Annotated in this window: 1 protein-coding gene; it reads left to right on the top strand. The window is 40.1% G+C overall.

Going from position 1 to position 257, the window contains the following annotated elements; all coding sequences use genetic code 11:
• The coding region (locus CWB78_RS19020; protein ID WP_502705098.1) for an MFS transporter at positions 1-257 on the top strand (257 nt) is incomplete at both ends.

Below are 257 nucleotides of genomic sequence, written 5' to 3'. Positions count from 1 at the left end.
TCTGGGGTGCCGGGACACTCACCGGCTTAATTGTGCAACCAATTATTGGTTATTCGAGTGATACAACTTGGGGTAAATTAGGCCGCCGCCGTCCTTTCTTTTTATATGGCGCTATATTAACCACGCTTTCGCTTTTTATTATGCCAAATAATACAGCAATCCTATCATATTTATTTGTCTTGATGATTACAAAAAAGCCTGGGAATTTCGCGACAATGATATTCCGGTTTCAGATATTGTTGCAGCCAATATTACAC

The organism is Pseudoalteromonas sp. S1612, from assembly GCF_005887175.1.
Classification (GTDB): domain Bacteria; phylum Pseudomonadota; class Gammaproteobacteria; order Enterobacterales; family Alteromonadaceae; genus Pseudoalteromonas; species Pseudoalteromonas undina.
The sequence above is the reverse complement of the archived record's forward strand: the minus strand, read 5'-3'. Positions and strand labels throughout refer to the sequence as shown.